Genomic DNA, 26,474 nt, shown 5'->3' on the forward strand with positions numbered 1-26,474 from the left:
AAATAACTAAAGTTTAATTAAGTCCATCAACTGAAACTTCGACTTTGATTACATCATCATAAGGCCTTCTCTTACTGGAGAATGAAACTTCAGTACCGTTATAATCAACAGTGACTTTGTAATGACTTAATCTTTTTTCAATCTTCTGTCTAACTTTTTTCTCACATACTTCCTGACTGACTATAGTTTGTTTACCATTTCCTGCAGCTTTTTCAGCATCATTTGCAATAGAGGCTCCCATGAGTATTCCAGCTAATGTCATAATGTCATTTCCATCACCTTTACCAAGTTTATTTCCAATAGCTCCTCCAATTACGCCGCCAATAATTTCATTAGTAGCACTTCCATCACCACTATTTTGAACTGTCTCTTTTATATAACATTCTTGATAAGGCTCTTCAACTCTGACTTGTTTATAAACTTTGTCTACTGAGACAACTGTTGCTGAGTCTATAAATGATCCTGCAAAAGAAATTTGCGTAATAGATAGAAAAAAGGCAACAATTGAACTTTTTAAAATAATTTTCATAATGAACTCCTGATTTCAATATTTGATGAATTCTACTGATTATTGTAATATCAATTGTGTTTAATATGTGAAGATTAGATTAATACTAAAATAATCTTTTTATAACATTACAATTATAAATTAAATAAATACTTGAAATAATAAAGATAAGTGGCAATAATACCTACCTTGCCTTGGTAGCTCAGCTGGATAGAGCACTCGCCTCCTAAGCGAGGGGTCGTAGGTTCAAATCCTGCCCAGGGCGCCAAAATAATCTATTTAGAGAGCTCTTACTTTTAAAATTCCTTCGACTTTCTTAATATTGTCAATAACTGATTGAGAAATTTCTTCCTCAATATCAATCAATGTATATGCAAATTCACCTCTAGACTTATTAAGCATATCAACAATATTAGCCTCTTCTTCAGCTATAGCCTTTGTTATTTGACGTACCATATTTGGTATATTTCTATGAGTTATAGCAAGACGCTCCTTTCCTGCTTTAGGCATCTTTGCATCTGGAAAATTAACTGAATTGATAATGTTTCCATTTTCAAGGTATTCTTTTATTTGTTTTGCAATCATTACAGCACAATTATCTTCCGCTTCTGAAGTAGAAGCCCCAAGATGAGGAAGTGCAATTACCCTATCATGATTTTTTTTCTCATCAATTGGAAAGTCTGTGACATAGTACTTCACCCTTCCACTATCTAAAGATTTAATCAATTCATCTTCGTCAATAATGCCATCTCTTGACATATTTATTACAACACATCCCTCTGGAAGAAGAGCAATTCTTTTTGCATTTAATAAGTTCTTTGTTGCATCAACCAGTGGAACATGAAACGACACGAAGTCACTCCTTGAAAATAACGCTTCCAAAGAGAGCGCTTCTTCAACATCAGAGGATATTTTCCAGGCATTCTTCTTTGAAATAGATGGGTCGTAACCAATAACGTCCATTCCGAGTGTACTTGCAGCATTTGCAATTTCAACGCCAATAGCACCGAGACCAACAATTCCTAAAGTTTTTCCAGGCAATTCAGATCCAGAGTATTGTTTTTTCCCATCTTCAACTGTAACCTTAAGATTATCAAGAGGAAGGCTGTTAACGTAACTCCAGCCTTGACAGATATTTCGACTTGCTAAAAGCATCGATGAAATAACAAGCTCTTTAACCGCATTTGCGTTAGCGCCAGGCGTATTAAAAACGACTACACCATTATCGCTCATCTTTTGAAGAGGAATATTGTTGACTCCTGCACCCGCTCTTCCAACAGCCTTTAGGCTACTTCCAATATCAATATCATGCATTTTTGCACTTCTAACTAAAATAGCATCTGGATTATCATTAGAGGTTGAGATATTATAAGTATCTTTAGGAAACTTTTCTAAACCAAGGGGTGAAATATTATTAAGTACCTGTATGTTTTGCATTACCCAAAATCCTTTTCAAAATCATTCATAAAACTCACAAGTGCTTCTACTCCTTCTTGAGGCATCGCATTATAAATACTAGCCCTCATACCGCCAACACTTCGATGCCCCTTAAGTGCAAGCAAGCCTGAATCTTTAGAACGCTCTAAGAACTTACTGTTCAACTTCTCATCTGCCAGTAAAAAAGGAACATTCATCCATGAGCGATATTTCATTGAGACTGGGTTGGAATAAAAATCTGAATTATCAATTGCACTGTAAAGTGTGTCTGCTTTAGTCTTATTAATTTTTTGCATGGCGCTTAGCCCGCCTTGTTCTTTTAACCATTCAAAAACCCTACCAGCTGCATACCACGGGAATGTCGCAGGTGTATTAAACATAGAATCATTATTGGCTTGAGTGGCATAATCAAACAGCTTTGGCTGTCCATTAACGGCATGACCTATCAAGTCATCTCTGACAATCACAATGGTAAGTCCAGATGGCCCAATATTTTTTTGTGCACCTGCATATATGACGCCGTATTTTGAAACATCAATCTCTCGAGATAAGATTGTTGAAGACATATCTGCAGCGATCGGCATGGAGACATCGGGAATGTAATCAAACTCTAGGCCTGCAATTGTTTCGTTTGGCGTGTAATGAAGATAAGAAGCCGCTTCATCAATATCCCAATTTTGAAAATCATCAATGTTAGTAAAATTATTTTCTGTGCTGTCTGTACATACATTAACCTCGCAATACCTTTTTGCCTCTGCAATAGCCTTAACAGACCAGTGGCCAGTGTTTGCATAATTTGCCTTGGTGCCTCCCCTAAGTATGTTAATCGGCACCATAGAAAATTGAGCTGATGCACCACCCTGAAGAAAAAGAACTTTGTAGTTGTCTGGAATTTTCAAAAGCAACCTTAAGTCGACTTCAGACTTCTCAGCAGCCTCCATAAAATCAACACCTCGATGGGATATCTCCATTACAGATGCCTTAGAATTCTCATATTCAATAAGCTCTTCTTGAATTTTCAGAAGAACTTCTTGAGGCAGCATTGCTGGTCCAGCACTAAAATTGTAAACTTGTGTCATATTAAGATCTAAATTATTTTTACTTAAAAAAAAACGCTCAGGTGTGCCCAGTTAACTAAGCCCATCTAAACGTCATTGTCTTTTCAAATAACCACCGTTGGCTATAAATGGAAAACATTATACCAATCCCACAGAAAGCTAAGCATTGGCTTTGTTACAAAATGTCTCAACATAAGTTTTTTGTTTTTATTGCCAAGTCTTAATGCTTTGTGAATCATACAAATATCCCAGTATTGTAAAATAGGAATTCATAATGATGAATTACACCTTTTAATCTTTCAATGAAGACTCTTATATTTCATAGCCTTGAAACTTTATCGGCAAAAAAACTTGCATTAGACCTTGGTGGAGAGGTTGAGCTCAGAAAAAATCACTATAGAATTCATACTAAAAAGGATTTTGATATAGAAAATTACAGACTCTCTAGTGACGTTGACCTTAACATTTTTGATAACAATTTTGATTATCAAAATATTAGACTCATGGTTAGCGATATGGATTCAACTTTAATTAAAGTCGAGACGATCGATGAAGTTGCTAAAGAGGTTGGATTAAAGGACGAGATATCTTTAATCACTGAAGAGGCAATGCAGGGACATTTAGACTTCATCGAGTCCTTTAAAAAACGCTTATCAATTCTTAAAGGCATAAATAATTCAGTCTTTGAGTCAGTTTACAAGAACAAAGTTGAACTAAGCACTGGAGCAGAAGAATTAATCAACTACTTCAAATCAAATCAAATAAAAACAGCAGTTGTCTCAGGAGGTCTTAAATTTTTTGCTGAAAAACTTCAAAGCCAGCTTGGTATTGAAAACTGCCGTGCTAATGATGTTGAGATAATCAATCAATCAATGACTGGAAACATAATAGGAAATGTAATTGATGCCAAAGAAAAAGCTAAATATATTAGGGAGTTATGTGATCAATACAAATTAAAGGAAAACCAAGTTATTGCAATAGGAGATGGTGCCAACGACATAGAAATGATGAAAATTGCAGGGCTATCTGTTGCATATCATGCTAAACCTTTACTCAAGCAGTATTGCAATATTCATCTAAACTTTGGAAGCCTTAGAAGTTTGATTGATTTTTTCGAAGAAACGTAATCTTAATAATACAAATCTTGATTAACATTGTCAGTGCAGTTCATTTAAAAACCATAAATAATTCATTAAATTTTCTAATCTATAAATTAGACTATAATCTTTAAAATTCATCTCGGTCTATCATGAAATCAAAATCAATATTACTAACTATATTCCTGTCTTTATTTCTTTTAAGTTTCTTCAGTATTGCTAAGGCCGATGATCACCTTCATACCGTTAGTGGTTCAGTGACTGGCTGCTCTTCAAAACACGCTGTTCATGTTTTAATTTATGAAGAGTCTGGGTTTAAAGGTATGAATCATAGCCAAGAGAGTATTTATAATCCTGAGAAAGGCTCAGACTGTAATGTTTCTTTTAGTATGGAAGTGCCATCAGGGCCTTATGCCCTTGCTTCTTTTGAAGATAAGAATGGTAACGGAGAGTTAGATTTCTTTTTCTTTATCCCAAAAGAGCCAGCAGGCTTTTATCAGTTTAGCGGAATGGGTGCACCTAAGTTTGATAAGATGAAGGTTGAAGTCAATTCTGACATAGATAACATTGAAATTGTACTTCCATAAAATGCCCCATAGCATAGTAATTTACTAAATGTCTACCTCAATCATTGCGGGATCTTCCGGACTTGTCGGCAACAATATCTTAAAACAGCTTTGTGAGAAGAATCATAAGATTATTGCAATTACTAGAAAGCCTATTTCAAGCCTTCCCTTTAAAGCCTCTGAGCTTGTCATTGACTTTGAGTCCTTTCTAATCGAAGGGACTTTACCAGCTTGTGATCATGTATTTCTTTGTCTTGGAACCACTATGAAGATTGCAGGAAACAAAGATAATTTTCGAAGAGTTGATTTTGACTATTCTTATGATATTGCTAAAAAAGCCTTTGAGTCAGGCGCAAAAAAATTAACACTAATTTCTTCTGGTGGAGCGGATAGTTCTTCAAAAAACTTTTATCTTAGAGTTAAGGGTGAACTCGAGGACTCTATTATTGATATTGGGTTTGAGAGTGTAAATATTTTCAGACCTGGCTTTTTAACTGGATCTGGTGGAAGAAAAAGGGCTACATCTGAAAAAATATTCATGAAGCTTGCAAAATTTCTCGACCTTGTTCTTATTGGCTCTGCAAGTAAGTACAGAAGCATTAATGCTAAAGTTTTAGCAAAAAAAATGGTTTCCACATTGAAAAGTAAGCCAGGAATTCATTATTATTACTACGAAGACTTCATAAAGCCCTAAACTTCCTGTACTCTTTTAATCTTGGGTTCATTCAGCTTGAGTGAATATTATTAGACCTTAATTTTGTCACTGGTATAATGTCTGCCATCATAGCAAAGCATATCATTAGACAATGTCAGGTAACTCATTTGGAAAACTATTTACTTTAACGTCCGCTGGTGAAAGTCATGGCGAGGCGTTATTAGGCATTGTTGATGGCTGCCCTCCTGGAATGAAGCTCACTGAAGAAGACCTTCAGGGTGATTTAGATTTGAGAAAGCCTGGAAGCTCAAGACACACAACCCAAAGGAGAGAGTCAGATGCAATTAAGATTGTTTCTGGAACTTTTGAAGGAGTAACCACTGGAACTCCGATAGGTCTTTTAATAGAGAATACTGATCAAAGGCCGAGAGATTACACCAACATTGCAAACTCTTTTAGGCCTGGCCATGCTGACTTCACATACCAACAAAAATATGGGTTAAGGGATTATCGTGGTGGTGGCCGCTCTTCTGCCAGAGAGACAGCCATAAGAGTTGCTGCTGGTGGAATTGCTAAAAAGTACTTAAATGAAAAATACGGTATTGAGATTCATGGTTATTTGTCTCAATTGGGGCCAATCACTTTTGATAACTTTGACTGGTCCGAGGTGCACAATAATCCATTTTTTTGTCCAGACTCTTCCAAGGTACCTGAACTCGAAAAGTATATGGACAATCTAAGGAAATCAGGAGATTCCATTGGTGCAAGAATAAATATTGTTGCCAGTAATATGATTACAGGACTCGGAGAGCCTATCTTTGACAGGTTAGATGCAGATATAGCTCATGCAATGATGAGTATTAATGCAGTCAAAGGCATAGAGATAGGATCAGGTTTTGAAGTTGTCAATCAAAAAGGTTCAGACCATAGAGATCCAATTACTCCTGAAGGCTTTACCTCTAATAACTCTGGCGGAATACTTGGTGGTATAAGTTCAGGACAAGACCTTTTGGTTTCAATTGCTTTAAAACCGACCTCTAGTATTCGTCTCCCAACTGATAGTATTGATAAAAAAGGCCATTCAACTGAAATTAGTACAACAGGTAGACATGATCCTTGCGTTGGCATTAGAGCGACTCCTATTGCAGAAGCAATGCTTGCAATTACACTTATGGATCACGCTCTCAGGCATCGCGCTCAAAATGCTGATGTTGTATCAGAAACGCCATCCATTCCTGCCTCTAAGCAGTAATTAGAATTCAATTTAAAAGGAAATAATGTTCAAGCTTATCCATAAGCGCGTTCCTAGTAACGCGAAAAATGATATTTTGTCAGGCCTCACCGTTGCACTTGCTCTTGTTCCCGAAGCTGTTGCATTTGCTCTTTTAGCTGGCCTTAATCCACTTGTCGGACTTTATGCAGCATTTACAATAGGCATTGTTACATCAATCTTGGGTGGAAGACCTGGAATGATTTCAGGAGCAACTGGAGCAATTGCTGTTGTTATTGGTACTTTGGTTGCGCTTCATGGCGTTGAGTATTTATTTGCAGCTGTAGTCTTAACTGGAATTATCCAAATTGTATTTGGACTCTTAAGAATGGGTAAATTTATACGACTCGTTCCACACCCAGTTTTTTTAGGCTTTGTAAATGGATTAGCCATTGTCATCTTCCTCTCTCAGGTTAAACAATTTAAAGTGGGTGACGAATGGATCACAGGAACTCCACTAGCACTTATGTTAGTGATCGTTGCAATCACTATGATGATTATTCATTTTTTGCCAAAACTTACACGATCTGTGCCTTCAACTTTAGTTGCAATTGTAATTGGTACTCTAGCGGTATTATTTTTAGGGTTAGATACCAGAACGGTTGGTGACATTGCCCCTATAGGCGGGGTTTTTCCTCCTTTTCATTTTCCTGAAGTTCCACTGAACATTGACATGCTCAAAATTGTTTTTCCATACGCCATAGTGATGGCATTAGTTGGACTCATTGAAAGCTTACTTACACTAAATTTAATTGATGATTTAACGGAAACTACAGGCCAACCAAATCGGGAATGCATTGGACAAGGAGTTGCAAATACAGTGACAGGATTTTTTGGCGGAATGGGTGGCTGTGCGATGGTTGGACAAAGCTTAATAAATATTAAGTCTGGAGGAAGGGGAAGGTTATCAGGCATTGTTGCCTCTCTCGTTCTTCTATTTTTTATTCTTTATCTCGCCAAGTATATTGAAATGATTCCAATTGCAGTTCTTATAGGCGTAATGATGATGGTTGTCATTGGAACATTTGAGTGGGGCTCATTTCGTTTATTTGGTAAGGTTCCTTTACCAGATATTATTGTTGGAATTTCAGTTGCAGTCATTACTGTATTAACTGACAATCTGGCGCTTGCAGTTATAGCTGGTGTTATTATGTCAGCTTTATCTTATGCTTGGGAATCTGCTGGAAAGATTCATTCAATGGAAGAAAATGAGTCAGATGGAAAGAAAACCTATAGAATTCATGGCGCTCTGTTTTTTGCTTCCATTAATACTTTTCACTCGATCTTTAATCCGAAAGAAGACCCAAAAAATGTTTACATTGACTTTGAGGATTCAAGAGTAATTGATCACTCAGCTATACAAGCAATTGATAAACTGGCAGAGCGCTATCAGAAAGAAGGTAAAACACTTCATTTAATGCATTTAAGTGAAGAGTGCAGACTTCTCTTAAAAACAGCTAAGCAATTGGTAGAGGTTAATGTTCTTGAGGATCCTCAGTATCACGTTGCAATTGATAATGCAAAAGATAGAATGGAAGGTAATCTATAGTTATCTTTATATAAATGCTTTACTTCTTATGGATAATTTATATAAATTAAAGGGTTTATTTCACTATAAACACTATCAGTTGTGCCTTTGAAGACTATTTCTGCCTCATCTCTTCTTTTAAGGATTTTAGAATAGTAAAGGTATGGTTTTTCAGAAACAAAAACAGCAGTGGCATCAACTTGAACTTCATTCCTACTATCACTTATAACTCTAAAATTTGTTGAGTCACCAGGCAATTCAAAGCCTAGCATAAAATTGATATCACTCAATTCACTATTTAAAGCATCTGCATAATCAGTAGAACTTAGGCTAATTTCTATCTCATCAACGTCTTGAACCAAAAGAACGGCAACTCTATTATTGCTAGCTAAATAATTTTGTAAACTATCTAAAGTGCCCATCGGGATTGTTGTCTCAATAACAAGTGTTTCTCCCCAGTCCCCTGATGATTGAGAAAAAATAGAATCTGGAGCAAGATACTTTTCAGCAATTTGACTAGCACTCTCTAACTCACCATCATCATCACTATAAAGTGAAAAAGAAGCCGTAACTGGAACCTCTAAAACCTCACCCTCTTGAGCAACATCAATATCAGAAGTGTAAATAGATACTGCAACATTACTTGGTGAGCATGAAGTTAAAAATACAATCAGTAAAATAGGAGTTATAAGATTTGAAATTATATTTAATTGCATGTTTATCAATCACTTAAAAAAAATATAATATTATCATAATATTATTTGAATTGTCCATCTCTTAAAAATTTGATTTGATTTCTAATGTCTGCCGCTTGTTCAAACTTTAACTCTTCTGCATATTGATACATCTCTTTCTCAAGTCGTTTCAACTCTTTAGAAAGCTGCACAGGTGAGAGTCTGACTTGAACATTTTCTGAAACTGCTTCCTCAATATCAGACGCAGATAGATCAGTATCTAGTATGTCAACAATTGGCTTTATAACGCCTTTTGGTGTTATTCCATTTTCCTCATTAAAGACTTTCTGTTTATCTCTTCTGGATGATGTGACATCCATAGCTCTTTGCATTGAATTAGTTATTCTATCAGCATAAAGAATAACACTGCCATTGATATTTCTAGCAGCCCTTCCCATTGTTTGAATCAGGGAGCGTTCAGATCTTAAAAAACCTTCTTTATCGGCATCCAAAATTGCTACTAGTGAAACTTCAGGGATATCGAGCCCCTCTCTTAGAAGGTTAATTCCAACCAAAACATCAAAAACTCCGAGACGTAAATCACGAATAATTTCAACCCTTTCAACGGTATCAATATCTGAGTGAAGATATCGAACCTTAACATGATGGTCATTTAAATATTCACTAAGTTGCTCGGACATCCTTTTAGTGAGGGTTGTAACCAGAACCCTCTCTTTAATAGCAACCCTTTTATTAATTTCAGAAAGTAAATCGTCCACTTGGGTCTCTACAGGCCTCACCTCTATTTCAGGATCCAAGAGTCCGGTTGGCCTTACAACTTGTTCAGCAATAACGGTTGAAACCTCAAGCTCATAATTTGCTGGGGTTGCAGAAACTAAAATGCATTGGTTTAATCTTTCTGAAAATTCTTCAAATTTTAATGGCCTATTATCAAGTGCTGAAGGAAGACGAAACCCAAAGTCTACGAGAGTAGTTTTACGCGCTCTATCGCCGTTATACATTGCCCCAATCTGACTTACTGTAACATGAGATTCGTCTAATATAACGAGCGCATCATCCGGCAAATAATCGAAAAGCGTCGGTGGAGCTTCACCCGGTTTACGCCCTGAGAGATATCGAGAGTAGTTTTCAATGCCTGAACAATAACCAAGCTCTCTCATCATCTCCATATCTTGAACAACTCTCTGCGAAAGTCTTTGATCCTCAACCAACTTGTTTTGAGAAAGAAGCTCTTTTTTTCTAACTCCAAGCTCAATTTTAATGTCATCCAGTATATTTTGAATCGTAGATTCAGGTGTAACGTAGTGTGTTTTTGGATAAATTGTTATTCTTTGAAGTGATTTAAGCTTTTCACCGGTGAGTGGATCAAACCAAGAAAGACTCTCCACTTCATCATCAAACATTTCAATTCTAATTGCCCTCTCTTCAGAGTCGGCTGGGAATATGTCAATAACCTCACCCTTAACTCTAAAATGTCCTCGAATTAGAGTTACATCGTTCCGGGTATACTGCATCTTTGAAAGTGTGGCAAGAATTTCTCTCTGATTTGTAATTTCTCCCACTGTTAGATGAAGCAGCATCTTCATATAACTCTCTGGATCACCAAGACCATAAATGGCCGAAACGCTCGCAATAATAATTACATCTTTCCTCTCAAGAAGTGATTTTGTAGCAGAGAGCCTCATTTGTTCAATCTGTTCATTGATTGAAGCATCTTTCTCAATATACGTATCTGATGCAGGCACATAGGCTTCTGGCTGATAGTAGTCATAATAAGAGACAAAATATTCAACAGCATTATTGGGGAAAAACTCCTTCATTTCACTATAAAGCTGCGCCGCCAGTGTTTTATTGGGAGCCATAATAAGGCTCGGCTTTTGACTTTTTTCAATGACGTTTGCCAGAGTGAATGTTTTTCCAGATCCCGTGACTCCAACGAGCGTTTGATACTTCTCTCCAGACTCAATTCCATCTAGTAACTTTTGAATTGCAGTTGGCTGATCACCCTTCGGTGAAAAATTTGATTTGAGTTGAAATTTTCTAGCCATTATTGGCAGTTTATGATTAAAATAAAACCCTCAATTTTAAACCATTTAAAGAGTACAGTAAATGTCATCAATCTTATCGGATCGTGTCCAAAAAGTTAAACCTTCTGCCACTATGGCGGTCAGTGATAAAGCCAAAGAATTAAAATCTCAGGGTATACAAATTGTATCTATGGGCTCAGGAGAGCCTGACTTTGATACGCCAGCCAATATTCAGAAGGCAGCCGTTAAGGCAATTGGAGCTGGTGAGACCAGATACACGCCTGCTGACGGAACTCCTGAACTAAAAAAAGCGATCTGTGAAAAATTTAAAAGAGAGAATGGTCTTGATTATTCTGCTACTGAAGTTATGGTCTCTTGTGGAGGTAAACAGGTTTTTTATAACCTATGTCAAGCAATCTTAAATGAAGGCGATGAAGTTATTATCCCAACTCCGTATTGGGTATCCTATCCTGACATGGCTATTCTGGCTGACGCAACCCCTGTCTTTATAGAGGCTGGGCTTGATCAAGATTTTAAAATAACTCCTGATCAGCTTGAAGCGAGCATTACTCCTAAGTCAAAACTATTTGTCCTCAATAGCCCTTCTAATCCAACTGGATCAGTCTACTCTAGATCAGAAATTTTAGCCCTTGGTGAGGTCCTTGAAAGACACCCTCATGTGCTAACAATCAGTGATGATATTTATGAGCATATTCGATGGGGTGAAGATGATTTTATCAACATTGCTATGGCCTGTCCAAATCTAAAAGAGCGCGTTATTATTTTAAATGGCGTCTCTAAAGCCTATGCAATGACTGGATGGAGAATTGGATACGCTGCTGGTCCAGAGGCCGTCATCAAAGCTATGAAAAAAATACAAGGTCAGTCGACTTCAAATCCAAGCTCTATTTCTCAGGCTGCTGCTCTTGAGGCAATCACTGGTGATCAGTCATTTATATCAATGATGGTTGAAGCCTTTGAGCGTCGCCATGAGTTTTTAGTCACTAGCCTAAATGAAATTGATGGTATTGAATGTCCAAGGTCCGGCGGAGCATTCTACTCATTCCCTAAAGTTCAAGGCCTTATCGAAAGGCTTGGACTCAAAGATGACGTTGAATTTTCAACTTTCTGCCTTGAAAAACTGAGCTTAGCTGTTGTTCCTGGATCAGCATTTGGTGCTCCTGGCTATGTCAGATTATCTTTTGCTACGAGCATGGACAATATCAAATTATCAGTTGAGAAATTAGCGAGCATCTAAACATAGATTTGTTTAAGTTTTTTGCTTGACATCTAAAATTTCTTAATATAACCTCTACTTTTTTATAAGGAGATTAAATCATGCTTGATAAAAGAAAATTCTATATTAATGGTCAGTGGGTTGAGCCTTCTAAAAAGAATGACTTCGATGTCATCAATCCTTCTGATGAAACAGTTTGTGCAGTTATCTCGCTTGGTTCGCAAGAAGACACTAATGCCGCTGTTAATGCTGCAAGAGAGGCATTACCATCTTGGTCAAACTCGTCAAAAGAAGATAGAGTTGCCCTATTAGAGAGACTTTATTCTATTTATGAAAGAAGGATGGATGAAATGGCCGAAGTCATTTCTATTGAGATGGGTGCACCAATTGATTTTGCAAAAGCAGCGCAGGCACCCTCGGGAACAAGTGCCATTGAAGACTTTCTCAACCAACTCAGAAAGTTTGAGTTTGAAGAGCAGCTTGACGACTCAGATAACCAGCTTATATATGAACCAAAAGGGGTTTGTGCCCTTATAACACCATGGAATTGGCCAATAAGTCAGGTTGCCTTAAAAGTTATTCCAGCAATAGCTGCAGGCTGCACGATGGTTTTGAAGCCTTCTGAAATTGCCCCTTTAGACTCTATGATCTTTGCAGAAATGTTAGAGGAGGCTGGTTGCCCAGCAGGCGTATTTAACCTTGTGAATGGTGATGGTGCTGGAGTTGGAAGTCAACTGACCTCTCACTCAGATATAGACATGGTTTCTTTTACAGGATCAACCAGAGCTGGCGCCTTAATCTCTCACAATGCTGCTGATGATTTTAAGAGAGTTGGATTAGAGCTTGGCGGGAAAGGGGCCAATATAATCTTTGCAGATGCAGATGAAAATGCTGTTAAAAGAGGCGTAAGACACTGCTTTAATAATACAGGTCAGTCTTGCAATGCGCCAACAAGAATGCTGGTTGAAAGATCTTTCTATGATAAAGCTGTAGAGATTGCTAAAGAGACAGCCCTCTCAACGAAGACTGATGTTGCATCCAAAGAAGGAAAGCATCTTGGGCCCGTTGTTTCAGAGCTACAGTTTGATAAAATTCAAGCCTTAATTCAGGCTGGTATAGATGAGAACGCAACGCTTGTAACAGGCGGCGTGGGTAAGCCTGATGGTCTCGAGACAGGCTACTTTATTAAACCAACTATCTTTGCAGACGTCAACAACCAAATGACTGTGGCTCGCACTGAAATTTTTGGTCCTGTTCTTGCCATGATTCCTTTTGATAGCGAGGAAGAGGCAATCAATATTGCCAACGATACGCCTTATGGTCTAACTAATTATGTTCAGACTCAAGACCCTGCTAGAGCCAAAAGAATGTCCAAAAAACTTCTCTCTGGAACCGTAGAACTCAATGGTAAAAGTGCTGCTAGTGGAGCTCCGTTTGGAGGATTCAAGCACTCTGGAATCGGAAGAGAAGGTGGCGAGCATGGCTTTAATGAATATATCGAAGTCAAGGTTGTTACAGGCTGGAATTAAATTATTCAAAATAAACCGCCATGGCTATTAAACATATAGCTATTGGCGGAATCAGTACAGAGTGCAGTAGTTACTCCCCACTCTATCAAGACAAAGATGATTTTGAAACGATTCGGGGACAGGCTCTGCTTGATCTTGTGGATTATCCTTTCGACGAATTTAACATAAAGACGCATCCTTTATTTTTCAAAAAGTCAGTCCCTGGTGGCCCCATTGAAAATCAATATTTCAAGAAAGTTAAGGAAGAGTTTATTAGTGGAATAAATGCTCTTGGAAAACTTGATGGCGTCTTACTTTTGATGCATGGGGCAATGTATGTTGACGGAATAGATGATCCTGAAGGAGACTGGATTGCCTCGGTTCGAAGGGCAGTTGGAAATGAATGCATTATTTCAGTTAGCTATGATCTACATGGTCAAATGACCGATAAAATTATAAGTAATATTAATGCGTTTGCTGCCTTTAAAACGGCGCCTCATATTGACGTTAAAGATACATACAGGCGATCTGCATCAATGCTTGCAAATGCAATTATTGGGAATATTAAGCCTCATGTTATTTGGTCTCCAATTCCAGTTTTAGTTTCTGGTGAAATGTCCTCTACCTTTGTTGAGCCCTGTAAATCAATTTATAAAGAGCTTGAACTTTATAACCAGCAAAAAGATATTATTGATTGCAACCTCATGGTTGGCTATGTGTGGGCAGACACCCCTAGGGCAACAGCAGCATCAATAGTCACTTGCAACAATCAAATAACTGGTAGTAAGGTATGTCAAGCAATTGCTAAATCCTTCTGGAACAATCGACATCTTTTAAAGTCAGACATGTCAACTGGGAGTATAAAAGATGCTATAGCTTGGATAAGTAAGGACTTTTCAATCATCGCTGATAGCGGTGACAACCCAACAGCAGGTGGTGTGGGAGATAGAGCAGACATACTAGAAGAGGTATTAAAGCATAAGATTAATAAGACACTATTTGCTGGAATCGCTTCAAAATCAGCCTACGAAGCGCTCAAAGATAGCAATGACTTTACCCTAGGAGGAACCTATGGAGGGGGAGGCCCATCACTCAAACTTAAAGCAGAGAAAGTCTACTTTAAAAATGAATGCGCCGTTGTTTTTGTATCAAGTGCAGTTGTCATAATCACTAAATTAAGGCGGCCTTTTCACAATCTAAAAGACTTTACTGATCTGAATATAGACCTTAAAGAGTTCAAGACTCTTTTTGTTAAGTCGGGTTACCTCTCTCCTGAGCTACAATCACTCTCTGCATCAACATTCATGGCACTCACCAGTGGCGCTGTCAATCAGGACATAAAGGGAATTGAAAATAATAACCGGCTGCAGAAGATTTATCCTTTCCAGGACTTTAATGATTATTCTCCAGTTGTCAGCAATGGTGAGCATTTAGTTAACCAATAGCATCTAAAATTCGACCAATTAATACCTGCTCATTCCACTGATTAGGGCCTACTCCAACCCTAACAACTACCGTCTCCTTGGATGGAATCACGTAACATCGATTTGAGTTATAACCCTCCAAAGAATACATATCTTTTGGAAGACCCGGCCAACGAGAGCCCTGGGTATTAACCCAAAATGTATAACCATACTCTGGATTTAAATTTTGAGAAGGCTTGGTGGCCATATCAACCCACCAACTTGGAATAATCTGCTGGCTACTCCAATAGCCATTATTCATCAGTAAGTATCCTACTCTAGCAAGCTCTCTTGCTGAAATATGCATGCCGACATGTGCACTAGTGTGCGGCCCAATGAACTGACCACCGCCATGAACATCCCAGCTAGCATTCTCTACACCTATCTTCTTAAACACATTCTCATGCATATACTCGTGCATTTCTTTTTGCATAATCACTTTAAATAAAACTGATAAATGCGCTATCGCTGGATCACTATAATCCCAAACTGAACCTGGACTTCCAATAAGCTTGTCTGTTTTTTTTCCATAACGATTTTCTTGATAACCTAGGGCATGCTCGAATGGACCACTATTAATTTTTGGAGGTATACCAAAGGCCAATTGGCCTTCTCCCGGAATTCCAGAAGTCATACTAAGCAAGTGACCAATCGTTATCTTTTCTTTAAGCTTGTCGGTCATCTTAAAAGATTCAGGAAGAAATGAGTACGCCAAGCTATCTAATTTAACTTCCACATTACTGGGCAATAATCCATTTTTGCTCTCTTCTAAAAGAAGGCCCCAAGCAATCCCTGTAAATGATTTTGTACAAGACCACACATCAAACCTACTTCCAGGAAGGGTCATAAAGCTGTAATGCTCCTTAATGATATATCCATTTTTAATAATGACTATTCCAGAAGCCACATTATCAAAAAAATGTTGGTACTCCTCAATCGCAGCATTGAGTAGATCAAAATCTACATCAGGAATAGAGCTCCTATTATTTTGATCAAAAAAACGCCATCCACCCTCTGATTCAGGCTGAGGAAAGTAGTTATTTTGTAGATTTTGAGAATTTTTCATCACGCAATTGTACTTGGAAAAAATCAAAAGTCTAAAAAAAAATAAGATGAGTTTATGGTAAGATTTGAGGTTATAAAACTCTAAAAATAAAAAATTTATATTAAAAAAAACTAGTTAATTCAATATTATAGGAGAAATATTATGACTTTAACTTTAGTGTATCGACTCAATGGGTTAATCGGTCTTATATGGGCTGCATCAATGCTGTTTGGAACTAATATGATGGCTGCCTCTTATGGCTGGGAAGTGACTGCCCCTATGGTAACAATGGCGCAGTTTTTAGCCATGTCATTCTTTTTTATTGCGGTAGTCTTTATTATGCTGCCAAATTGGACATCTGAAGAGCAGCTTAAAAAAGCCACCAAGACACTCATACTAGTTCAAATGCTGGCGGTTGTGATGCAGGTTTATCATTTAACCTCAGGCGCTATTCCTTCAGGAGGTATGCCGATAAGTGGAATAGCCCTTAGCCTTCTATTCATTATCCTTTTTTATTGGAAATCTCGCTAATTAACTCGATGTTTAAAAAAGGGAGTTTTGACTCCCTTTTTTATTATTGAAACTCTAGGTATAATTTATTGTAACGTTGTTGATTTCGACAAAAGAAGATAACGTTATTTTTTAATTTATAGGGGTATGAATATGAGCTTAACTTTAATTTTTAGACTGCAAGCGGCATTTGCTGCAATATGGGGACTTCAACTTATTTTGGTTCCAGGAATGGTTTTTGCACAATACCAATGGGGTTATTCTGCAGAACTTGTTGCAATTGCTCAGGCTACAGGAACTGCTATGGTAGGTCTAGCTATTCTGGCATATGGAATACCTAACTGGACGAGTGAGGATCAGTTAAAAGTAGCAGCCAAATCTTTTGGCGTTATTGCGATTTTATTTTTAATTATGCAGTTATACCAAATACTAATTTCCGGAATGGCTCCTGGTGGAGCTATGGACTGGGTCAGTACAATAGTTACCGCTCTATTTGCAGTTGGATTCTTTATGAAGTCTAGCTAAAGAATAAATAATTTTAATTTGAATACTGAAAGGAGGTCATAATTGACCTCCTTTTTTGTTGTGAAAGAATAATATTGAATTCTAAACAAATTCTTTTAGCGTTGATCGTTCCAATAACCTGGGGGCTAGGATTCACTCTAGCCAAAATCGGTATGGAGCAATTCTCTGCGCTCCTTATTATGTCAATTCGTTTTGGAATTGCTGGGCTTGTTTTGGTCTGGTTTACAAAACCGCCATGGGGTCATATGAGAGAAATATTTGTTGTTGCCCTCATTGGCTCAACAATTCAGTACGGTTTAACCTATAACGGACTTAAAGGAATTGACGCATCAACAGCAGCCATCTTGGTACAACTCGAAGGACCCATACTTGCCCTTATGGGTACCATCTTGTTAAAAGAAAAGCTTGGATTAACTCGTGCTTTAGGAATGGGATTTGCATTTTTAGGTGTCTTTATCATTGCTGGTGAACCAAGACTGGATGGACATATTGATAGTGTTATATTGTTAGTAGCAGGCTCAACAGTTTGGGCTGTAGCACAAATAATGATTAGTCGACTAAAGGGCCTATCTGGCATTACAATTCTAGCATGGGTTGCAATTATGGCTACCCCTCAAATGCTTATAGCATCATTAATTATAGAGGATGGTCAGTGGCAAGCAATTACTACAGCAAGCCTTGTTGACTGGTCAATTATTTTTTATTTAGCCTTTATTATGACAGTTGTTGGCTATAGCGTATGGTATCACTTATTAAGTAGTGTGGATGTCAGTAAGGTTTCACCTTTTCTGATGCTGCTTCCAATCACCTCAATTATCGCCGGAATGGTTCTTCTTGATGAGAAACTCACTCTATCAATGATTATTGGAGGACTAATGATAATGACGGGTGTTGCCAGCACTCTCATTAATTGGCGCTGGGCCAAAAAACAAATCAACTGACCTTAGAATTAATAATTACTTATAAAACGGATCAACGGACTCAAATTGTGAGGTAATCTTTCTTATCCATTTTGAAATTGCAATCCCTTTACTCAACTGGAGTGAATTGTTTTCTGATTGTATATTCTTTGCTAATTTGCCAGCCAAAGGAAGCTCCATCTGTTCTTGCAAATAATCAGTTTCTTTATCTAAATCCTTTCTTAAGTCCTTTATCTTAGTTATGACACTGCTATCTGACATAAATCTTCTCTCCTAATAATATATAAACTTTTAATCCCTTTTTTAAGATTTACCTTTGGAGTCTTTTTTAGAAGCTTTGTATTTACTCTCCCACTTCTGATTAAGCTCCGTTTTTGCAACATCTTTATAGTCAATTCCACTAATATCCTTAAACTCAGATATTGCATCTTCCATTGCAGTCTCAAAAACACCAGAGAGAGACATGCTATAACCAAAATCTTTAGCAGCCATTGAAGCGCCCCTAAATGCATCAAAAACCGGCCTACGAATCCTTACGCTGACCACTCTTTTCTCATCTTCTTCTTGATTTTTTGTAACGTATTTGCCCATCTAAAGATCAATCAAACTCTATGTTGAAAATTAGTATACACTTTTTGTATACTTTTTGTAATAATATTTAATTACTTTTTGTATACCAAATTAATAATTTTTTAAAGCAGTTAAAGCTATAATTAAAATCCAAAATAAATTTAAAAAAATTAGCTCAAAATGATTGATCTTAGTAATGTCGAAAAACAAATTAAGAGTAATGAAGCAGCAGTCCCTAACCTTCGTCAAAATATTGGAAAGAAAATTTTATGGGCTGGAAAGTCTTCTCAAAAAACCTCTTTAAGTATCGTTTTTATTCATGGTTTTTCTGCGACACGGGTTGAACTGAGCCCGGTAATTGAAGAAGTTGCAAAGAGTATAGGAGCAAATGTTTTCTTCACCAGGTTAACTGGCCATGGTCAAGACGGTATTGCATTAAGTAATGCCACCTTTGATGACTGGATTTCAGACACCAATGAGGCAATTCGTATCGGTAAAGTGATTGGTGATGAAGTTATTCTTATTGGCTCATCTACCGGCTGTTCACTTATCCATTGCATTCTTGAAGTTCAGAAAAAAGTTAAATCTGTAATCTATGTCTCACCCAATTTTGGGCCAAGCTCTTATAAGGGCCACTTTCTTAGGTTGGCAGGTGCAAAGTGGTTTATTCCTCTGATTTTGGGAAATGAACACGCATTTACTCCAAGAAATTCTGAGCATGCTCGCTGCTGGACTACTCGCTACCCTACGAAGGCACTTTTCCCAGTAAAGGATGCTGTGGTTGCAGCCTCTCTAGTCAATCACAGCAAGATAAAACTTCCGATTCTCTTTTGGTTTTCAGATTATGACCAGGTTGTATCCCCAAAAGCGACGCGAAGAATCATTTCTAAAATGGGTAACAATGTTGATGTTTTTAACCCAATAGTCTCATTTGAGGATGACCCCTCGAAGCATGGTGTTCTTGGTGACATTTTAAGTCCAACTAAAACCGAACAAGGGGTTAATAAAATCCTCGAATGGATTAGAAAGAATAATTAATAACTGCGTTTTATTGCTGCACCTTTATAGAGAATATTTGATAAGTTTTCGTTAGCAATTTTTCTTTGAGCAACGGTAACTGGATCCATATTGTGTTTTGGTCGTTCTAGCAATATCCCATCTTCATCTTGCCTCTTTTGTCCACGAACATGTGTCCATATATTTTGACCCACAACTTGTTTTATTTTTGGAGACATATAGGATTGTAATGAAAAGCCAATCCTTCTTTGATTGCTATTGTTTGGCTGAGACCCATGAATAATAGTGCCGTGATGAATTGACATTTCACCGGGCTCTAAAATCAAGTCGACTGCTTTAGTTTCATCCACATTTTGAACAACCTGGCCTCGAGTTAATATATTGTCCTCAGCGTATGTATCTTCATGCTTTTGGAGTCTTAATTTGTGGCTACCTGAAATCATCGTCACACATCCAGTCTCTCTATTGCTCGGGCTCAATGCAATCCATGGCGTTGGAAAATCCATGCTATCAAGACCCATATAGGTTGCATCCTGGTGCCAACTCACATACTGCTTAGAGGATGGCTCTTTGATAAACATGACTGAAGCCCAGAGTGATATATCTGGACCAATAAGATCCTCAATAGCATCCACAATTATTTTGTTATGTGCGAGTGCATCCAAACAAGTAAAGGAAAGGTGTAAGTTGTTCCGACTTTCTGAATTCATTTCCTCAGGAAACTCTGCCTCAACAGCCTCCAGATCTCTCCTGACTTTTAATGCCTCATCTACAGACATAACCCTTACTGGTGATATAAATCCCTCATCATGATATTGCTCTATCTGCTCATTTGTTAAAATTTTAAGCATATTTTTTAATTTCCTTAATATAAGATGCGAGGCTTTATTAGGACTCACTGATGTATCTAATAAATTTACTAACTACAAACAAGATTATAATTCAGTAAAAAATGACATTTTATTACAAATATTTAAAAATTAATAACCTTATTTTTTATAAGCCTATATACTTGATTTATTCATGAATTCACTAAGTCAATAACGCGTGTCTAATATTTTTTCAAAGCATCCGAAAGAAGTTGGTGAGACTTACCTTCAGCACCTCATTGCAGCCTGCAAATATGGCTTCGTTTTATTTGGGCTATTTATCATTGCCATTATTCATGCAGTAATTCCATTTGTATTCAAAAAAACTGTAAGTAATAAAATTATAGATCTAGCAGATCAGTTACAAAAGAGGAAATAAATTCGCTCAAAATACATTAATAATTCACAAATTACGGTTTGATTTAAACTAAACTTTAATTATGAAAACTATATTTACAACTTTATTTATATTCTTACTCACTTCGGCCTCAAACGCCGCTATGTCTCCTCGTTTCTATGAAACTGAAATACTTGGCAACTGGATTTGCAAGGATTTTTATCCAGGTTATGCAGCCTTCGAGATGATTAGATATAAAAAAGATGGGACATGGAACAGCTTTGGTGAACTCATTGTTGATTTTCCTATCGAAGAAAATAAAGTAAAGGTTGTATACAGTGCACTTGGGACTGGTGTCTGGGAGATTGAGGATCAAAATTTAGTAAGTATGATCGACACAATTAAAGTTACAAACAGAAATCATCCATGGCTCGACCAGTATTTTAATATGCAAGAGCAGTTCACCCTCAATGAAAGAAACTCGGAACAGATTATGGTTTTGGCGGATGACTACATTAACCTGCAACCATCATCAGGAAAGCCCTATGAATGCTTTAAAGTTGAGATTTAACTAATCACTCCTCTGATTATATTTCTTTGCATTTCCCTTCGATAGAGTCACAGGATACTTCTCTGCATTTTTAACTAATTTCTCTTGAATAGCTTTTTCTAAGTTAAGATCTAATAAATCACAAAAACGAAGTAAATACATCGCGATATCAGCAACCTCACTATTAATTAATTCAAGCTGCTTTTTATTAGGTAACTGTGACTCCTCAGGTTTGAGCCATTGAAAAATCTCGACAAGCTCTGAAGATTCAACACTTAGGGCCATAGCTATATTCTTAGGGGTATGAAACTGCTCCCAGTCTCTTTCAGAAGCAAACTCTTTCAGTTGGTTTTGTATATCAAATATATCCATAATTTTTAAATTGTTTTATTTAAACTCGATAAGAAAAAAATTTAGTATACTTAACCCGTTTGATTTTACTTAAGTTTTTAAATAACTAATAGGAGCCATTATGAGTATTCCACTTCTTTGTCATGTTTTTTTAATTCTGTTTGGCGGTTTCTTTGCCATTCAGCTCGCATTTAATTCTCAGAAATTTGCAGAATCCAATCGAATGGACTCGCCTCAAGCAGGCTTTGCATTTAAACCAGCAGGGTTCCTCATGTTTGGCTTTGTTTTAATGCTAATTGCAACTTTGCCAATGTTACAAATTGGAGGCTTTAGCTCTGCAAAAGAACTTGTTGCTGGTGTTGGAATTTTTACTTTTTCTGCGTTTATTTTTAATATGGGACTTGTATTAAAAGTTTGGTCAACATTTGATGGTGCTGATCATGAACCAAAAAATGCGATTAGACCTCTAATTCCTCTAATAGCAGTTATTATTTATTTTGTAACATCTTAATTAATTATAAGGAGACATTATGTCAGTATACAAAGCACAAGAAGCAGCAAGAGAAGCCAATGATATGGAAGCATATGCAGCAACCCTTCATGATGATTATCAATTTGTTATGCACCTAGATAACTCAAAAAAGAATAAAGAAGAGTCCATGGAAATGTTTACATTTATGATGAACAGTGATGATTTTGTTACACATGATTCACGCTGCCTTTATGAAAGTAATGAGGCAATGGTAACTCATGGCGTCATGAGCTTTCCTGATGGAACTCGTGAGGCGGTCTTAGCCTTTCATCAAATCAAGGATGGGCAAGTTATTAGGATGGAAACAGGCGCAACACTCCTTCCTTAAAGAGATATAAATTCAAGAAAAGGCGCTTTAGGGCGTCTTTTTTATTTACTATATACATAGGAATAGTTAATGAATTATTAATGCTACAAAATAACCTTTGGGAAAATAGCTCAAAAGAAAATATAGGCTTTGAGCAACTAAAAGACTCAGTTGTCTCTGACTTAACGATTGTGGGTGGCGGCTACACGGGCTGTTCAGCTGCGTTATCTGCTGCTGAAAATGGACTTTCAGTAACGCTTATTGATAAAAAAATTGGGTTTGGAGGTTCAGGCAGAAATGTTGGACTAGTGAACTCGGGGTTATGGCTTCCTCCAAAAAAAGTTGAGAGTATCCTTGGAAAAGATTCGGGCATTAAACTCAATAAGGCTTTATCCAAAGCGCCAGATTTAGTATTCGAACTTATAGACAAATATAAGATAAATTGCAGCGCAAACCGAACTGGAACCCTTCACTGTGCACATTCTCAAAAGGGCTTTAAGGATATTCAAGATCGTTATCAACAGCTCACTGAGCGTGGTGCAGAATTAGAACTTTTAGATCAAAAAGAGGCGGAAAAAAGAATTGGTTCATCTAAATTTCATGGCGCCCTACTCAATAAAAAAGCTGGCACAATTAATCCACTAAGCTACTGCCGGGGTTTAGCAAGAGCGGCGCAGTCTAAAGGGGCAAATATTTTTGAAGCATCCCTAGCAACAAAAATTATACGCAAAGACAATTTCTGGGAGATTCAAACAGAAAGCGGGTCAATCCAATCCAAGATGTTATTGATTGCAACGAACGCCTACCAGCAAAATATAAAAGGAATTGACCCATCAAAATATACACCTGTATATTATTTTCAAGCAGCAACAAAACCACTATCCAAAGATTCTTTAGAGGATATTTTGAAGAATAAAGAAGGATGCTGGGATACAGCCACTGTGATGTCATCTTTCCGACTAGATGATGAAAATCGGTTCATCATTGGTGGCATTGGAAACCTTGGTCCTAATATTTCTAAAATTCACTCATCATGGGCCAAAAGAAAAACTCAATCTATTTTCCCTTCTCTTAAGAATATTTCCTTAGATTATTTCTGGGGCGGTCAAATTGCAATGACAGATGACCATATTCCAAAAATTTATAAAATTGGTCAAGGCGCATATTCAATTTTTGGATATTCAGGAAGGGGGATCGGCCCTGGAACCTACCTTGGTAGATCTATCATTGAGAGTTTTTTGACTGGTAGTGAGGCGTCTTTACCGATTAAACCAACTCATAGTAACAATGAGAAGTTTGGAAAGCTAAAGGGGAATTTTATTGAGTTTGGAGCAAAACTAAACCATCTTGCTTAGTGTCTCGTATTTAACGATCTTTTCCAACCCCACTAAATCTTTGTTTTGTGATGTACCACGCTCCCAGATCTAAGAGAGGTCTTGGAGGGAGCCATTTAGCTTCTTCAATCCCTAAACAGTCACTCACTAATTCGAGATCATGACCACTTGCAAGTTCAGCAATAGCTACTCCAAAAGCTGTCCCCTTAGTAATGCCAGAGCCATTATAGCAACCAGCAAAATAAAGGTTAGGTGACAGCCTTTTAAAGATATTTGTTTTATTAGCGGTGACTCCCTCAACACCCGAATATAAGTGCTCAAATGGCACGTGGCTTAGATCTGGAAATCGATTATCAAATGACTGACGGTGAATTTTTTGTCTTGCCATTAGTTGGCCTTTATTTAATAAGCGATGATTATTGTATTCAGCAGTGTTCCTGATTGAAATCCTTTTATCATCAGTGAGCCTAACCGTTGCACCGCCGCTGTGAAGAGATAAGACACCCCATGACGTTTCAGTACCTAGTGTTTCAATTTCATCCTGAGTCAGCACCCTAGTGATACTTCCTGAGAGGGTAACGCCGACGACTCTTTGTTTTTGTTGACCACTTGCCAAAGGCTCATAATTACAAGCCATAATTACATTTTTAGCCCTGATCGTTGACTCTGGCGTCCTCAAAGTATTAATTTTGCCTTTCCTGATATCTATGACTGGTGAATTCTCATAAAGCTCAACATTTTTGGGAAGCTTGTCAGCAAGACCGAAAACAAGTTGCGCTGGCTGAACCAAAGCACCATTCATGACCTTGACACCCTTTTGGTACCAATTTGTTCCCAGCTTTAGATGACTTTTTTCCTGAGAGAGTGGCTCATGTTTAATCTCCCTTTTCTCAAGGTAATCAACAAAATAATCGCATTCTAAGGATGAACTTTCATCAGCAGCCATATGGTATATACCAGACTCCTTAAAGTCACAATTAATATGGTTTTTAGTTATGACGGCGCTAAGAGATTCAAGGCCCGCTTGATTGATACGATCAATCCTTTCATAGTGTCCAAGTTGATCTTTTTGATATCTCCCAGAAAAATGACTATGCGCTACTGCGTATCCTGAGTTTCTTCCAGATGCGTTTTGGCCAATCTCTCTAGCCTCAAGCAAAATAATCTTATCACTTGGATTCAGTTCAGCCAATCTTCTTGCACACGAAAGACCTGTGAAACCTGCACCAATCACAAGCCATCTCGTATCTATATTTGAGGTTAAATTTGACTGCGGATTTCTCCGGGGTATTAAATCTGCCCAGCCCTTAGTTTCATGATCAAATTTAAGGCTCAACTGGCTCACCCAATGATTAATTCAAGTGGTCAACTAAAACAAAGTGATCACTTATGTCATCCGCTTGTTTGAGCCATCGATCAACGAGTTTACTATCATGAGGCGCTGCGCTCACGCCAGCAGAAATTTCATTGCCCATAACTGCTTCAACAGCGAGTGCTACTGAGCATGAGACGAGTTGCGCCATTGCACTGCCCATTGAGTTACCAAGTGTGTCTAGCAAAAATTGCTTGTGCCAAACAACCTTAGAGTTATTTTTAACCTTAAGCTCAACAGTCAAAATGACCCGATCAACCTCATCTTCTTTGTAAGAGTAATTGCTCCATAAATCATCACTAATCTCTTTAAGCCGAGCTTCTGAATCAGCACTATTGAGTGAGTCTACCTCTGAAAAGATATTACTCCATGCGCTCTTCCAGCCCTTATATCTGAGAGTCCCTCTCACGAATTGCTCAATTTTGAGGTCATCATCCATTTGGTATTGCTCTATAAAAGGACGTGAATCACGATTAGGATACACCTCAAATTCATCCTCGCCCCATGGCATTGGGAGTGGATAAATCTCTACGGACTCCCATGGTTTGGTTACAGTATAAACTTCACTATCTCGGATACTCACAGAGGTTGACATTAATGCCTTAAGAACGCCGAGCGGTGACCAACTAAACTTGTAGCAAAAGTCATTTGGAACATCACTCAGACCGCCACAATAACTTAAAAAAGAATGGCTATTTTCTTTAGAAAATACGCTTGAATTTCTATACTCTTCAACTAAGGAGTGTGACATACTATGATCTATGCCTGGATCCAGTCCAACTTCGTTTACAAGGCATAAACCCTTCTTTATGGCAGCGCTGTTTAAGCCTCTCATCTCATCTGAGATATAAGAGCTAGATACAAAATGAGCCTCTAAAGAGATGCAGAGTTCAGCCACTGGCAAATGAAAGTTGCCTGGCAGCATTGAAACAACTACATCACCAGCACTTGCGTATTTTTTAACCGCTTCAATTGAAAATGGAATAACCTGGTAATCTCCATCCACTCCTGACAAGGCTTCTATTGCCTTGTCTACTGTTCGATTGTAAACAATGACAGAATGTCCATTCTCAATCAGTTTTTTGAGTCCTGGGATAGCTGATAGACCAGTCCCCAACCAATGAATTGTAGGCATTTATACTCCTTAAATAATTTTTAACTATAAATTTATTTTTACACTAGTTTT

At 37.6% G+C, this 26,474-nt stretch carries 29 protein-coding genes and 1 tRNA gene; 18 read left to right on the forward strand and 12 right to left on the reverse strand.

Translation table 11 applies throughout. From position 1 onward, the window contains the following. Positions 1-13: 13 nt before the first annotated feature. The gene (locus AC5YGB_RS05550) at positions 14-529 is read right to left on the reverse strand and encodes a hypothetical protein (protein WP_496136891.1); all 516 of its coding nucleotides are present in this window, start codon (positions 527-529) and stop codon (positions 14-16) included. 170 nt (positions 530-699) lie between these two features. Here AC5YGB_RS05550 and AC5YGB_RS05555 point away from each other — a divergent pair. Further along, positions 700-776 (forward strand) — tRNA-Arg (locus AC5YGB_RS05555). Positions 777-787: 11 nt separating this feature from the next. Here AC5YGB_RS05555 and AC5YGB_RS05560 read toward each other — a convergent pair. Beyond that, the gene (locus tag AC5YGB_RS05560) at positions 788-1,945 is read right to left on the reverse strand and encodes an NAD(P)-dependent oxidoreductase (protein ID WP_496136892.1); all 1,158 of its coding nucleotides are present in this window, start codon (positions 1,943-1,945) and stop codon (positions 788-790) included. After that, a complete protein-coding gene (serC, locus tag AC5YGB_RS05565; RefSeq protein ID WP_496136893.1) occupies positions 1,945-3,024 on the reverse strand; it encodes a 3-phosphoserine/phosphohydroxythreonine transaminase in 1,080 nt (359 codons plus the stop codon). The genes AC5YGB_RS05560 and serC overlap by 1 nt, the downstream gene beginning before the upstream one ends. 281 nt (positions 3,025-3,305) lie before the next feature. Here serC and serB point away from each other — a divergent pair, with 281 nt between their 5' ends. The 5 genes from serB (at position 3,306) to AC5YGB_RS05590 (ending at position 8,140) form a co-directional block, all read left to right on the forward strand. Next, complete coding sequence (serB, locus tag AC5YGB_RS05570; protein WP_496136894.1) at positions 3,306-4,130, forward strand: phosphoserine phosphatase SerB; 825 nt, start codon at positions 3,306-3,308, stop codon at positions 4,128-4,130. A gap of 122 nt (positions 4,131-4,252) precedes the next feature. Next, positions 4,253-4,687 carry a DUF2141 domain-containing protein gene (locus AC5YGB_RS05575; RefSeq protein ID WP_271558344.1) on the forward strand — a complete coding sequence of 145 codons (435 nt, stop codon included), beginning with the start codon at positions 4,253-4,255 and terminating at the stop codon, positions 4,685-4,687. A 28-nt stretch (positions 4,688-4,715) separates the two neighbouring features. Then, positions 4,716-5,360, forward strand: coding sequence for an NAD(P)H-binding protein (locus tag AC5YGB_RS05580; RefSeq protein ID WP_496136895.1), 645 nt, complete (start codon positions 4,716-4,718; stop codon positions 5,358-5,360). A 112-nt stretch (positions 5,361-5,472) separates the two neighbouring features. After that, positions 5,473-6,573 carry a chorismate synthase gene (gene aroC, locus AC5YGB_RS05585; RefSeq protein ID WP_496136896.1) on the forward strand — a complete coding sequence of 367 codons (1,101 nt, stop codon included), beginning with the start codon at positions 5,473-5,475 and terminating at the stop codon, positions 6,571-6,573. A 25-nt stretch (positions 6,574-6,598) separates the two neighbouring features. Beyond that, positions 6,599-8,140: a solute carrier family 23 protein gene (locus tag AC5YGB_RS05590; protein WP_496136897.1), complete on the forward strand. Its 1,542-nt coding sequence runs from the start codon at positions 6,599-6,601 to the stop codon at positions 8,138-8,140. Between the two features lie 26 nt (positions 8,141-8,166). Here AC5YGB_RS05590 and AC5YGB_RS05595 read toward each other — a convergent pair whose 3' ends face one another. Then, positions 8,167-8,835, reverse strand: a complete 669-nt coding sequence (locus AC5YGB_RS05595) for a hypothetical protein (protein ID WP_496136898.1) — start codon at positions 8,833-8,835, stop codon at positions 8,167-8,169. Positions 8,836-8,876: 41 nt separating this feature from the next. Next, on the reverse strand, positions 8,877-10,862 hold the full coding sequence (gene uvrB / locus AC5YGB_RS05600; protein WP_496136899.1) for an excinuclease ABC subunit UvrB: 1,986 nt from the start codon (positions 10,860-10,862) through the stop codon (positions 8,877-8,879). A 61-nt stretch (positions 10,863-10,923) separates the two neighbouring features. Between uvrB and AC5YGB_RS05605 the strand changes: the two genes are divergently transcribed. The 3 genes from AC5YGB_RS05605 to AC5YGB_RS05615 all read left to right on the forward strand — a co-directional run bounded on the left by AC5YGB_RS05605 (position 10,924) and on the right by AC5YGB_RS05615 (position 15,031). Continuing rightward, the gene (locus AC5YGB_RS05605) at positions 10,924-12,099 is read left to right on the forward strand and encodes an aminotransferase class I/II-fold pyridoxal phosphate-dependent enzyme (RefSeq protein ID WP_496136900.1); all 1,176 of its coding nucleotides are present in this window, start codon (positions 10,924-10,926) and stop codon (positions 12,097-12,099) included. Positions 12,100-12,179: 80 nt separating this feature from the next. Further along, on the forward strand, positions 12,180-13,607 hold the full coding sequence (locus AC5YGB_RS05610; protein ID WP_496136901.1) for an aldehyde dehydrogenase family protein: 1,428 nt from the start codon (positions 12,180-12,182) through the stop codon (positions 13,605-13,607). A 20-nt stretch (positions 13,608-13,627) separates the two neighbouring features. Next, positions 13,628-15,031, forward strand: coding sequence for a M81 family metallopeptidase (locus tag AC5YGB_RS05615; protein WP_496136902.1), 1,404 nt, complete (start codon positions 13,628-13,630; stop codon positions 15,029-15,031). Here AC5YGB_RS05615 and AC5YGB_RS05620 read toward each other — a convergent pair. Next, positions 15,021-16,115 carry a serine hydrolase gene (locus AC5YGB_RS05620; protein ID WP_496136903.1) on the reverse strand — a complete coding sequence of 365 codons (1,095 nt, stop codon included), beginning with the start codon at positions 16,113-16,115 and terminating at the stop codon, positions 15,021-15,023. The two genes, AC5YGB_RS05615 and AC5YGB_RS05620, sit on opposite strands and share 11 nt — an antisense overlap. A 141-nt stretch (positions 16,116-16,256) precedes the next feature. Between AC5YGB_RS05620 and AC5YGB_RS05625 the strand changes: the two genes are divergently transcribed. The 3 genes from AC5YGB_RS05625 (at position 16,257) to AC5YGB_RS05635 (ending at position 18,070) form a co-directional block, all read left to right on the forward strand. Next, positions 16,257-16,625 (forward strand): hypothetical protein, encoded by a 369-nt coding sequence (locus AC5YGB_RS05625; protein ID WP_271772862.1) that lies wholly within the window; start codon positions 16,257-16,259, stop codon positions 16,623-16,625. A gap of 132 nt (positions 16,626-16,757) precedes the next feature. Beyond that, complete coding sequence (locus AC5YGB_RS05630) at positions 16,758-17,129, forward strand: hypothetical protein (RefSeq protein WP_496136904.1); 372 nt, start codon at positions 16,758-16,760, stop codon at positions 17,127-17,129. Positions 17,130-17,203: 74 nt separating this feature from the next. Continuing rightward, a complete protein-coding gene (locus AC5YGB_RS05635) occupies positions 17,204-18,070 on the forward strand; it encodes an EamA family transporter (RefSeq protein ID WP_496136905.1) in 867 nt (288 codons plus the stop codon). Positions 18,071-18,085: 15 nt separating this feature from the next. Here the strand turns inward: AC5YGB_RS05635 and AC5YGB_RS05640 are convergent, their stop codons facing one another. Beyond that, positions 18,086-18,310 (reverse strand): hypothetical protein, encoded by a 225-nt coding sequence (locus AC5YGB_RS05640; protein WP_065353383.1) that lies wholly within the window; start codon positions 18,308-18,310, stop codon positions 18,086-18,088. A gap of 42 nt (positions 18,311-18,352) precedes the next feature. Continuing rightward, positions 18,353-18,640 carry a hypothetical protein gene (locus AC5YGB_RS05645; protein WP_496136906.1) on the reverse strand — a complete coding sequence of 96 codons (288 nt, stop codon included), beginning with the start codon at positions 18,638-18,640 and terminating at the stop codon, positions 18,353-18,355. 159 nt (positions 18,641-18,799) lie between these two features. Between AC5YGB_RS05645 and AC5YGB_RS05650 the strand changes: the two genes are divergently transcribed. Continuing rightward, on the forward strand, positions 18,800-19,657 hold the full coding sequence (locus AC5YGB_RS05650) for an alpha/beta fold hydrolase (protein ID WP_496136907.1): 858 nt from the start codon (positions 18,800-18,802) through the stop codon (positions 19,655-19,657). Here AC5YGB_RS05650 and AC5YGB_RS05655 read toward each other — a convergent pair. Continuing rightward, positions 19,654-20,487 carry a phytanoyl-CoA dioxygenase family protein gene (locus AC5YGB_RS05655; protein ID WP_496136908.1) on the reverse strand — a complete coding sequence of 278 codons (834 nt, stop codon included), beginning with the start codon at positions 20,485-20,487 and terminating at the stop codon, positions 19,654-19,656. The genes AC5YGB_RS05650 and AC5YGB_RS05655 overlap by 4 nt on opposite strands. A gap of 196 nt (positions 20,488-20,683) precedes the next feature. Between AC5YGB_RS05655 and AC5YGB_RS05660 the strand changes: the two genes are divergently transcribed. Continuing rightward, positions 20,684-20,884: a DUF6356 family protein gene (locus tag AC5YGB_RS05660; RefSeq protein ID WP_496136909.1), complete on the forward strand. Its 201-nt coding sequence runs from the start codon at positions 20,684-20,686 to the stop codon at positions 20,882-20,884. Positions 20,885-20,945: 61 nt separating this feature from the next. After that, the gene (locus tag AC5YGB_RS05665; protein WP_020024456.1) at positions 20,946-21,413 is read left to right on the forward strand and encodes a hypothetical protein; all 468 of its coding nucleotides are present in this window, start codon (positions 20,946-20,948) and stop codon (positions 21,411-21,413) included. Here AC5YGB_RS05665 and AC5YGB_RS05670 read toward each other — a convergent pair whose 3' ends face one another. After that, positions 21,414-21,764, reverse strand: a complete 351-nt coding sequence (locus AC5YGB_RS05670; RefSeq protein ID WP_496136910.1) for a MazG-like family protein — start codon at positions 21,762-21,764, stop codon at positions 21,414-21,416. A 100-nt stretch (positions 21,765-21,864) separates the two neighbouring features. Between AC5YGB_RS05670 and AC5YGB_RS05675 the strand changes: the two genes are divergently transcribed. The 3 genes from AC5YGB_RS05675 (at position 21,865) to AC5YGB_RS05685 (ending at position 23,937) form a co-directional block, all read left to right on the forward strand. Further along, positions 21,865-22,254 carry a hypothetical protein gene (locus tag AC5YGB_RS05675; RefSeq protein ID WP_020024458.1) on the forward strand — a complete coding sequence of 130 codons (390 nt, stop codon included), beginning with the start codon at positions 21,865-21,867 and terminating at the stop codon, positions 22,252-22,254. Between the two features lie 19 nt (positions 22,255-22,273). After that, positions 22,274-22,603 carry a hypothetical protein gene (locus AC5YGB_RS05680; RefSeq protein WP_496136911.1) on the forward strand — a complete coding sequence of 110 codons (330 nt, stop codon included), beginning with the start codon at positions 22,274-22,276 and terminating at the stop codon, positions 22,601-22,603. Positions 22,604-22,683: 80 nt separating this feature from the next. Further along, positions 22,684-23,937: an FAD-dependent oxidoreductase gene (locus AC5YGB_RS05685; RefSeq protein ID WP_496136912.1), complete on the forward strand. Its 1,254-nt coding sequence runs from the start codon at positions 22,684-22,686 to the stop codon at positions 23,935-23,937. A 10-nt stretch (positions 23,938-23,947) separates the two neighbouring features. Here AC5YGB_RS05685 and AC5YGB_RS05690 read toward each other — a convergent pair whose 3' ends face one another. After that, positions 23,948-25,261, reverse strand: coding sequence for an FAD-dependent oxidoreductase (locus tag AC5YGB_RS05690; RefSeq protein WP_496136913.1), 1,314 nt, complete (start codon positions 25,259-25,261; stop codon positions 23,948-23,950). A 7-nt stretch (positions 25,262-25,268) separates the two neighbouring features. Beyond that, a complete protein-coding gene (locus AC5YGB_RS05695; protein ID WP_496136914.1) occupies positions 25,269-26,423 on the reverse strand; it encodes a saccharopine dehydrogenase C-terminal domain-containing protein in 1,155 nt (384 codons plus the stop codon). Positions 26,424-26,474: the final 51 nt, after the last annotated feature.

The organism is Candidatus Pseudothioglobus sp. uisw_142, from assembly GCF_059512465.1.